Here is an 8,113-nt window from a genome sequence, read left to right as displayed (position 1 = left end):
ACGAGCACAACTTCCTCCACCCGGAGGAGGAGCCGCACATCGCCTACCTGACGCGCAAGCTGGCGGGCTCGGAGGGGCCCTTCGTGTCGACCTCCGACTACGACGCCCTCGTCCAGGACCAGATCCGCCAGTGGGTCCCCGGCTACTACTACACGCTGGGTGCGGACGGCTTCGGCGTCTCCGACACGAGGCGGGCCGCCCGACGCTACTTCCACATCGACGCGGAGTCGATGGTGGTGCGCACCCTGCAGGCCCTCGCCGACCAGGGAGCCGTGGAGCGCTCGCTCGTCAAGCAGGCGATCGACCGCTACGAGCTGTTCAACTACACGATCTCCGAGGAGGACCACGCCGGGGAGGACTGAGCAGCACTCCCTCCCCCCGCGGTCCGGTCCCGTCGACCCCGTGTGCCCCTCCGGCACGCGGGGTCGCGGTGTCGACGAGGGCGGACCCCCGACCCACGAGGGCGGACCCCCGACCCATCGGGACGCACCGGAGGCTTGCGGGAACGGACCTCGGTGCCCGAACTGAGCGGACCTCGAGGTGGGAACAGAGCGGACTTCGCCGAAGGGGGTCAGGTGCGCTTGGGGTGCAGGGCTGCGCCCCAGCGCTCCCTGCCCACGGCGGCGACCGCCCCCAGGGGGATGTCGGCGGGACACACCCGCGCGCACTCCCCGTACCCCGAGCAGGGACCGAATTCCTCGTCCAGGACGCGTGAGATGGCCCGGGCACGGTCGGCGCGTTCTAGGGCGGGGATCGGCAGTGCCGCCAGGTGCGCGATGCGGGCTCCCGCGTAGAGCGCCGCCGACCCGTTGGGGCACGCGGCCACGCAGGCCCCGCACCCGATGCAGGCCGCCAGGTCGAGTGCCTCCTCCGCGGTGCGGTGGGCGACGGGCACCGCGTCCGCGTCCGGCGCGAGTCCGGTGTCCACGGAGGCGAAGCCCCCTCGCAGGGTCACGTCGTCGAGGACACCGCGGTCCACCACCAGGTCCCGCAGGACGGGGAAGACGCCGCTGCGCAGCGGCTCCAGGCGGACCCGCGTGCCCTCGCCGCGCTCCCCCACCCGCTGGTGGCAGGCGGGGAGGTTGTCGGCCCATCCGTGGGGACGCCCGTCCACGGTCAGCCCGCAGGCCCCGCAGATCCCCTCCCGGCAGTCGGACTCGAAGGCGACCGGCGCCTCGCCGCGGGCGGTGAGCTGCTCGTTGAGGTGGTCGAGCAGCTCGAGCACAGACATGCGCGGATCACAGTCGGGGACGTCGTAGGTGACGAAGGCCCCGGCCGTGTCCGGACCGGCCTGGCGCCACACCTCCAGCTCGAGTCTCATGCGTAGCTCCTCGTGGCGATCCCCACGCTGCGGAAGGTGAGGAACTCCGCGTGGTGGGTGCAGTGCGGGAGGGTGCCCTCCCCCGGTCCGGCACCGTCCTCCCAGCCCGAGGTCGTCCAGGCCGAGGTGAGCATCCAGTGCGCGTCGTCGCGGCGTGCCTCCCCGTCGTCCTGGTGCTCGGCGCGGAAGTGCGCCCCGCAGGACTCCTCGCGGTGCCAGGCGTCCACGCACATGAGCTCCGCCAGCTCGAGGTAGTCGGCGACCCGCCCGGCCTCCACCAGGTCCTGGTTGTACTCCCCTCGACGCCGCTCACGCGCACGTCGCGGTGGAACTCGCGGCGCAGGTCCGCGATCTCCGAGATCCCGCGCTCCAGGCCCGCCCGGTCCCGCACCACCCCGCAGTCGCGGTACATGATCTCCCCCAGGCGCCGGTGGAACTCCTTGGCGGGCGTCCCGCCGTGCACCGCGAGCAGGGCGGCCTCCCGCGCCGCCACGCGCTCCAGCGCGGAGGTCACCACGGGGTCGCCCTCGTCGACGAGGTCCTGCCCGAGCAACCCCGCCAGGTAGTCGGGCACGGTGCGCGGGATGGTGAAGGACCCGTCCACGCAGGCGGCGAGCAGTGAGTTCGCGCCGAGCCGGTTGGCACCGTGGTAGGCGGCGTTGGCCTCCCCCGCCACGAAGAGGCCGGGGAGGGTGGACATCAGGCGGTAGTCGACCCACAGGCCGCCCATGGTGAAGTGCGCGCCCGGGGCGATGCGCATGGGTCGCGTGTAGGGGTCCTCACCGGTGGCGTCGCGGTACATGGTGAAGAGGTTGCCGTAGCGCTCCGCGATCGTGTCGCGCCCGAGCCGCGCCAGGGCGTCACGGAAGTCGAGGTAGACGGAGTTGTGCAGGGGTCCGATGCCGTGGCCGGAGTCGATCTCCGCACGCGCCGCCCGTGAGGCGACGTCGCGCGGGGTGAGGTTCCCGAAGGCGGGGTACTTCCGCTCCAGGTAGTAGTCGCGCTCGTCCTCGGGGATCTGCGAGGGCGGCCGGTCGTCGCCGGGTTCACGGGGCACCCAGATGCGCCCGTCGTTGCGCAGGGACTCCGACATCAGGGTCGTCTTGGACTGCCAGGGCGTGGACACCGGCAGGGCGGTCGGGTGGAACTGGATGAACGAGGGCGAGGCGAAGGCGGCCCCCGCCCGGTGGGCACGCCAGATCGCCGTGGCGTTGGAGTTCTTGGCCAGTGTGGAGTGGAAGTAGACGTTGCCGTAGCCGCCCGTCGCCATCACGACGGCATGGGCCCGGTGGACCCGGATCTCCCCGGTGGTGAGGTCACGGGTGACGACCCCGCAGGCGCGTCCGTCCCTGACCAGGACGTCGAGGACCTCGTGGCGCACCCACAGGGCGACGTGCCCGGCGGCGACCTGGCGCATGAGGGCGGAGGAGGCCGCCACCTGGAGCTGCTGGCCGGTCTGGCCGCGCGAGTAGTAGGTGCGCGAGACCTGCACGCCCCCGAAGGAGCGGGTGGACAGGGAGCCGCCGTACTCACGGGCGAAGGGGACCCCCAGTGCGTTGAGGTGGTCGATGACGCGGGTGGACTCCTCGCCGAGACGCCAGGCCTCGGACTCCCGCGCCCGGAAGTCCCCGCCCTTGACGGTGTCGCGCACGAAGCGGGCCAGCTGGTCGCCGTCGACGCGCCGGGCGCGGGCGGCGTTGATCCCGCCCTGGGCGGCCACGGAGTGGGGCGCCGGGGGGTGTCGTGGGCGGTGATCGCCACCACCCGGAACCCGAGCTCGGCCAGGGACGCGGCCGCTCCTGCCCCCGCCAGACCGGTGCCGACCACGACCACGGTGAGCGTGCGCCGGTTGGAGGGGCTGACGAGTCGCGCGTCGGCGACGAACCGGTCCCACATCTCCTGGGGTGCGACGTCGGGCTGGTGTGCGTCCAGGGGGTTCCCCTCGGACAGGAGCACGCCCGGGGGTGAGCTCAGGGCCTGTCCGCCCCCGCGGTTCCCGCTCCTCCCGCGTCCACCGGGGGTGGGGACGGTGTCCTCGCCCTGGCGGATGCCCAGGCGGTCCCAGATGTCCCGCAGGTCCATCACAGCACTCCCGTCCACGCGGCGATGACGACCGCGCCGTCCCCGACCAGCACCACGATCGCCACCGCGTGGGCCACGACCTTCGCCACGGCTCGTCCCCGCGGACCGCTCCCGCCGAGGTCCTGCCACGCCAACTGGATGCCGTGGGCGAGGTGGAGCGTGAGCGCCAGGAGCACGAGCAGGTAGAAGGCCGCCATGAGGGGTCGCCCGAGGGAGGCGGCGACGTTCGCGGCGGCATGGAAGGAGGGATCGGGGTGCCGGAAGCCCGGGGCCTCGACCCAGCGGCCCACGGTGAGGTCGAGGATGTGCACCACGACGAAGAGGAGGAGCAGCACGCCCGTGGGGAGCATCCACCGGGCCGACACGCCCCGCGCGGCGAGCCTGCTCGCCCCACGGGTGCGCGTCGCCCGTCCCCGCCGCCACAGGACCAGTGCGAAGGCCACGTGCAGGACGAGGCAGACGGCGAGGGTGATGCGGAAGATCCACAGGAGCCCCTCGCGGGGCAGGACGGGCTCGAAGGCCTCACGCAGCCAGGCGGCGTAGGCGTCCATCCCCTCGGGGCCGACGAGGACCTTGAGGTTGCCGAGCATGTGGACCACGACGAAGGCCGCCATGACCAGACCGGTCACCGCCATGACCGTCTTCGCCACCCAGGTGGGGACCAGCGCCCGGTGGCGCCGGACCTCGAGACGTCCGTGGATCTCCATGGCTCGGCCTCCCTCCACCCCCACCGTAGCGGCAGGTCGGGGACCCGTGCGGACGTGCCCGCGCGGTCGGGCCGTCGGTCGGGGACAGGACTGCACCGGGGACACCAACTGCGGGATCAACGTCCCACCTGTGCTGCGGTGGGCTCGCGCGTCGGCACGGGTCGTGGTTGGGACCGGGAGTGGATGCAGCCTGGCGCGGTTGCGGCCGGGCGCGGAGTGGGGAGGGGCCTGACTGCACTCAGGACGCGGCAGCGCCGCGCGCGAGGACGAGCAGGTCCCCGAGTGTCTCCAGGGCGTCGATGCCCGCATCCCTGAACTGGACACCCAGTCCACGTTCGACGGAGGTGGTGACGGCGTAACGCCCGATGGTGTCCAGGTCGAGGTCACCGGTGAGTGTGAGGTCCTCGCGGGCGTCGGAGGGATCCAGTGAGGTCTCCGCGAGCACAGCCTCCAGGACGACCTCGTCGGAGGTGGGCGTCGCGGCCGTGTCCGGTCCCGGCGCGCCCTCCTCCGCGCCCGCCTCCGGGAGTGCGGCAGCCCCGCCCTCGTCGACGGGAGCGGCGTCCCCCTCCCCGTCGCCGGGCGGGGTGGGTTCCGAGAGGTCGAAGCCGAGGAGTTCCGCGATGGTGCCCATGGGGCAAGGGTAGTCGGGGGGTGCCCGTCGTGGCCTCCCCGACGAGGACGGCTCCCTCAGCCGACCCGGTGCAGCCAGCGCACGGGGGCACCCGCACCGGCGTAGCGGAAGGGCTCCAGCTCCTCGTCCCAGGCCTGCCCGAGCGCGAGGTCGAGCATCTCACGCAGGGAGGCCTCGTCCGTGGCGTTCTCCAGGGCGGCGCGCACCCGGTCCTCGGGGACGACGGTGTTCCCGGCGGTGTCCATCTGCGAGTGGAAGATCCCGAGCGCTGGGGTGTGGGACCAGCGTCCACCGTCGGACTGCGCGGTGGCCTCCTCGGTCACCTCGTAGCGCAGGTGCTCCCACCCGCGCAGGGCCGAGGCCAGGCGTGCGCCCGACCCCGCGGTGCCCACCCAGGAGAACTCCGAGCGCACCATTCCGGGCGCGGCGGGTTGGTCGGTCCACTGCAGGTGGACCTCCTGCCCCAGCGCCGTGCCCACGGCCCACTCGATGTGCGGGCAGAGGGCAGGGGGCGTCGAGTGCACGAAAAACACACCACGGGTGTATGTCCCTCTCATCGTGACCTCCGGTTCGGTTGAGGAGCGTCTTCCCCTACGTCCTCCGCGAACCCGTCACCATGTGTCGTGGCGTCGTCACCAGTATGCCGCGCCGACCCGCCGGACACCAGTCCGGCCCACGGCGCGGCCCTGCTCAGAAGCCGGCCTTGCGGATGTCGCGCAGCGCCTTCTTCCGGGTGGCCCGGTCGAGCCGGTCGATGTAGATCATGCCCTTGAGGTGGTCGGTCTCGTGCTGGAGGCAGCGGCTCATGAGCCCGTCTCCCTCCACGACGACGTCGCGGCCGTCCAGGTCGGTGCCCTCCACGCGCGCGTACCAGGCACGTTCGGTGGGGTACCAGAGGTCGGGCACCGACAGGCACCCCTCCTCGCCGTCCTGGAACTCGTCGGCCGAGAGCGCCACCACGCGGGGGTTGAGCACGTAGCCCAGGTCCCCCTCGATGTTCCAGGAGAACGCCTGGAGGCTCACCCCGATCTGGTTGGCGGCCAGTCCCGCGCGCCCGTCCATGTCGACGGTCTCGAGGAGGTCCTCGACCAGGGAGCGCACGTGGTCGTCGACCTCGGTGATCGGGTCGCAGGGCGTGCGCAGGACCGGGTCCCCGATGATGCGGATGTCGCGGATCGCCATGTCCCTCAGGCCTCCTGTCCGAGCAGGGAGCGGTGCAGGGCGGTGACGGTGCCCACGGCCTCGGCCACCGGGACCTCGCGGCGCTCCCCGGTGGCGCGGGTGCGCACCTCGACGACGCCGTTGGCCAGTCCCCGTCCGACCACCAGGGTGATCGGGATGCCGATGAGCTCAGCGTCCGCGAACTTCACGCCGGCGGACACCTTGCGGCGGTCGTCGTGGATGACGTCCAGCCCCTCGGCGTCGAGCTGCTCGGAGAGTTCCCGGGCCGTGTCGAGCACGTCCGCGTCCTTGCCGGTGGCGACCACGTGCACGTCGAAGGGCGCCACCTGGGCGGGCCAGGGGAGCCCCTGCTCGTCACAGGTGGACTCCGCCAGGGCGGCCAGCACGCGGGAGACGCCGATGCCGTAGGAGCCCATGGTGACGACGCGGGACTTGCCGTTCTCGTCGAGCACGGTCAGGCCGAGGGCCTGTGCGTACTTGCGCCCCAGCTGGAAGATGTGGCCGATCTCGATGCCGCGCTCCAGGTGGAGGGGACCGGAGCCGTCGGGGGCGGGGTCGCCCTCGCGGACCTCGGCGGCCTCGATGGTGCCGTCGGCCCCGAAGTCGCGACCCTTGACGAGGCCGAAGACGTGGCGGTCGACCTCGTCGGCGCCGGTGATCCAGGCGGTCCCGTCGACGACGCGGGGATCGAGGAGGTAGCGCACCGAGCCGGTGGCGACGCCGTCCTCGTCCACAACGCGCTGGGGCGAGTTGGGCCCGATGACGCGGGGGCCGATGTAGCCGGGCACCAGTTCGGGGTGCGCGGCCAGGTCCTCAGGTGTGGCCATCTCGACCTCGGCGGGTGAGACGGAGGCCTCGAGGCGCTTCATGTCGACCTCGCGGTCGCCGGGCAGGCCGACGACCAACAGCTCGCGCTCCCCGTGGGGATGGGTGAGCGCCACGACGACGTTCTTCAGGGTGTCCGAGGCCTGCCACGGGCGGTCGGCGCGGGGGTGGAGCGCGTTGGCACGCTCGACCAGGGCGGCGATGGTCGTGGAGTCCGGGGTGTCCAGGACGACGGCCTCGGGCAGTCCCTCGGTGGGGAGTGCCTCGGGGGCCGGGGTGGTGACGGCCTCGGCATTGGCGGCGTACCCGCCCGGGGACCGCACGAAGGTGTCCTCACCGATGGGGCTCGGGTGGAGGAACTCCTCCGAGCGGGAACCACCCATGGGGCCGGACATGGCGGAGACGATGACGTACTCCAGCCCGAGGCGGGTGAAGATCGCCTGGTAGGTGGCGCGCTCGGCCAGGTACGAGGCGTCCAGCCCCTCCTCGTCCAGGTCGAAGCTGTAGGCGTCCTTCATGACGAACTCGCGCCCGCGGATGAGACCGGCGCGGGGACGGGCCTCGTCGCGGTACTTCGTCTGGATCTGGTACAGGGTGAGCGGCAGGTCCTTGTAGGAGGAGTACAGGTCCTTGACCAGGAGGGTGAACATCTCCTCGTGCGTCGGGGCGAGCAGGTAGTCACCCTCCCTGCGGTCCTTCAGCTTGAACAGCGTCGGTCCGTACTCGTCCCAGCGCTCGGTCGCCTTGTAGGGCTCGGCGGGCAGCAGGGCCGGGAAGAGGACCTCCTGGCCCCCCATGCGGTCCATCTCCTCGCGCACCACGGCCTCCACCTTGCGCATGACGCGCAGGCCCAGCGGGAGCCAGGTGTAGATGCCGGGGGCGGTGCGCCGGATGTAGCCGGCGCGGACGAGGAGCTTGTGGGACTGGACCTCCGCGTCGGCGGGGTCGTCGCGCAGGGTGCGCACGAAGTACGTGGACATGGTTCTCAGCACGTCGTCAACGATAGTCGACCGCTCAGGACGGTGCGAACACCCTCCCCCGCCGAGGTCCGCTCTGTTCCCCCACTGAGGTCCGCCCTGTTCGAGGCGTGAGGTCCGCTCTGTTCCACCGTCGAGGTCCGCCCTCGCGCGCACAGCTGCGCACGTGAGCGGACTTCGGGGTCAGAAGTGAGCGGACTTCGCGGGGATGGGGAGGGTCAGCGGGACTCGGCCAGCGCCTTGACGGTGTGCAGCATGCGGTGCGTCATCACCGCGGAGGCGGCCAGGGTGGCCCGGCAGGAGGCGTCCGCGGCGCGGTTGTGGGGCAGGTAGCGCTCCCGGGCGTGCAGGACGGTGGAGGCGCCCTCGTCGACGAGGACGAAGG

General features: G+C 72.4%; 6 protein-coding genes and 2 pseudogenes. 1 reads left to right on the top strand and 7 read right to left on the bottom strand.

The features are described from left to right. Positions 1–362, top strand: a pseudogene (locus TA90_RS15245) (pyruvate dehydrogenase (acetyl-transferring), homodimeric type); the annotation flags it as partial. 209 nt (positions 363–571) lie between these two features. Here TA90_RS15245 and TA90_RS11120 read toward each other — a convergent pair. The 7 genes and pseudogenes from TA90_RS11120 to TA90_RS11090 form a co-directional block, all read right to left on the bottom strand. Continuing rightward, positions 572–1,321 (bottom strand): succinate dehydrogenase/fumarate reductase iron-sulfur subunit, encoded by a 750-nt coding sequence (locus TA90_RS11120; protein ID WP_043536482.1) that lies wholly within the window; start codon positions 1,319–1,321, stop codon positions 572–574. Further along, a pseudogene (locus TA90_RS11115) lies at positions 1,318–3,217 on the bottom strand (fumarate reductase/succinate dehydrogenase flavoprotein subunit). Before TA90_RS11115 ends, TA90_RS11120 begins: the two are co-directional and overlap by 4 nt. 185 nt (positions 3,218–3,402) lie before the next feature. Further along, on the bottom strand, positions 3,403–4,110 hold the full coding sequence (locus TA90_RS14695) for a succinate dehydrogenase/fumarate reductase transmembrane subunit (protein ID WP_043536480.1): 708 nt from the start codon (positions 4,108–4,110) through the stop codon (positions 3,403–3,405). A 238-nt stretch (positions 4,111–4,348) separates the two neighbouring features. Beyond that, a complete protein-coding gene (locus TA90_RS14690; RefSeq protein ID WP_052450801.1) occupies positions 4,349–4,744 on the bottom strand; it encodes a hypothetical protein in 396 nt (131 codons plus the stop codon). Positions 4,745–4,800: 56 nt separating this feature from the next. Further along, positions 4,801–5,301 (bottom strand): DUF3145 domain-containing protein, encoded by a 501-nt coding sequence (locus TA90_RS11100; RefSeq protein ID WP_043536478.1) that lies wholly within the window; start codon positions 5,299–5,301, stop codon positions 4,801–4,803. A 133-nt stretch (positions 5,302–5,434) separates the two neighbouring features. Then, a complete protein-coding gene (gene def / locus TA90_RS11095; protein ID WP_043536476.1) occupies positions 5,435–5,926 on the bottom strand; it encodes a peptide deformylase in 492 nt (163 codons plus the stop codon). A gap of 5 nt (positions 5,927–5,931) precedes the next feature. Beyond that, positions 5,932–7,743 (bottom strand): proline--tRNA ligase, encoded by a 1,812-nt coding sequence (locus TA90_RS11090; protein WP_043536474.1) that lies wholly within the window; start codon positions 7,741–7,743, stop codon positions 5,932–5,934. Positions 7,744–8,113 lie beyond the last annotated feature (370 nt).

The sequence above is a fragment of the Actinomyces polynesiensis genome (genome assembly GCF_000820725.1).
In the GTDB taxonomy this organism is placed as follows: Bacteria; Actinomycetota; Actinomycetes; order Actinomycetales; family Actinomycetaceae; genus Pauljensenia; species Pauljensenia polynesiensis.
This window is presented reverse-complemented; position numbering and strand designations above follow the sequence as displayed.

Coding starts and splice junctions, on each gene's coding strand:
- TA90_RS11120 (WP_043536482.1), bottom strand. CDS start 1,321: ATGAGACTCGAGCTGGAGGTGTGGCGCCAGGCCGGTCCGGACACGGCC.
- TA90_RS14695 (WP_043536480.1), bottom strand. CDS start 4,110: ATGGAGATCCACGGACGTCTCGAGGTCCGGCGCCACCGGGCGCTGGTC.
- TA90_RS14690 (WP_052450801.1), bottom strand. CDS start 4,744: ATGGGCACCATCGCGGAACTCCTCGGCTTCGACCTCTCGGAACCCACC.
- TA90_RS11100 (WP_043536478.1), bottom strand. CDS start 5,301: ATGAGAGGGACATACACCCGTGGTGTGTTTTTCGTGCACTCGACGCCC.
- def (WP_043536476.1), bottom strand. CDS start 5,926: ATGGCGATCCGCGACATCCGCATCATCGGGGACCCGGTCCTGCGCACG.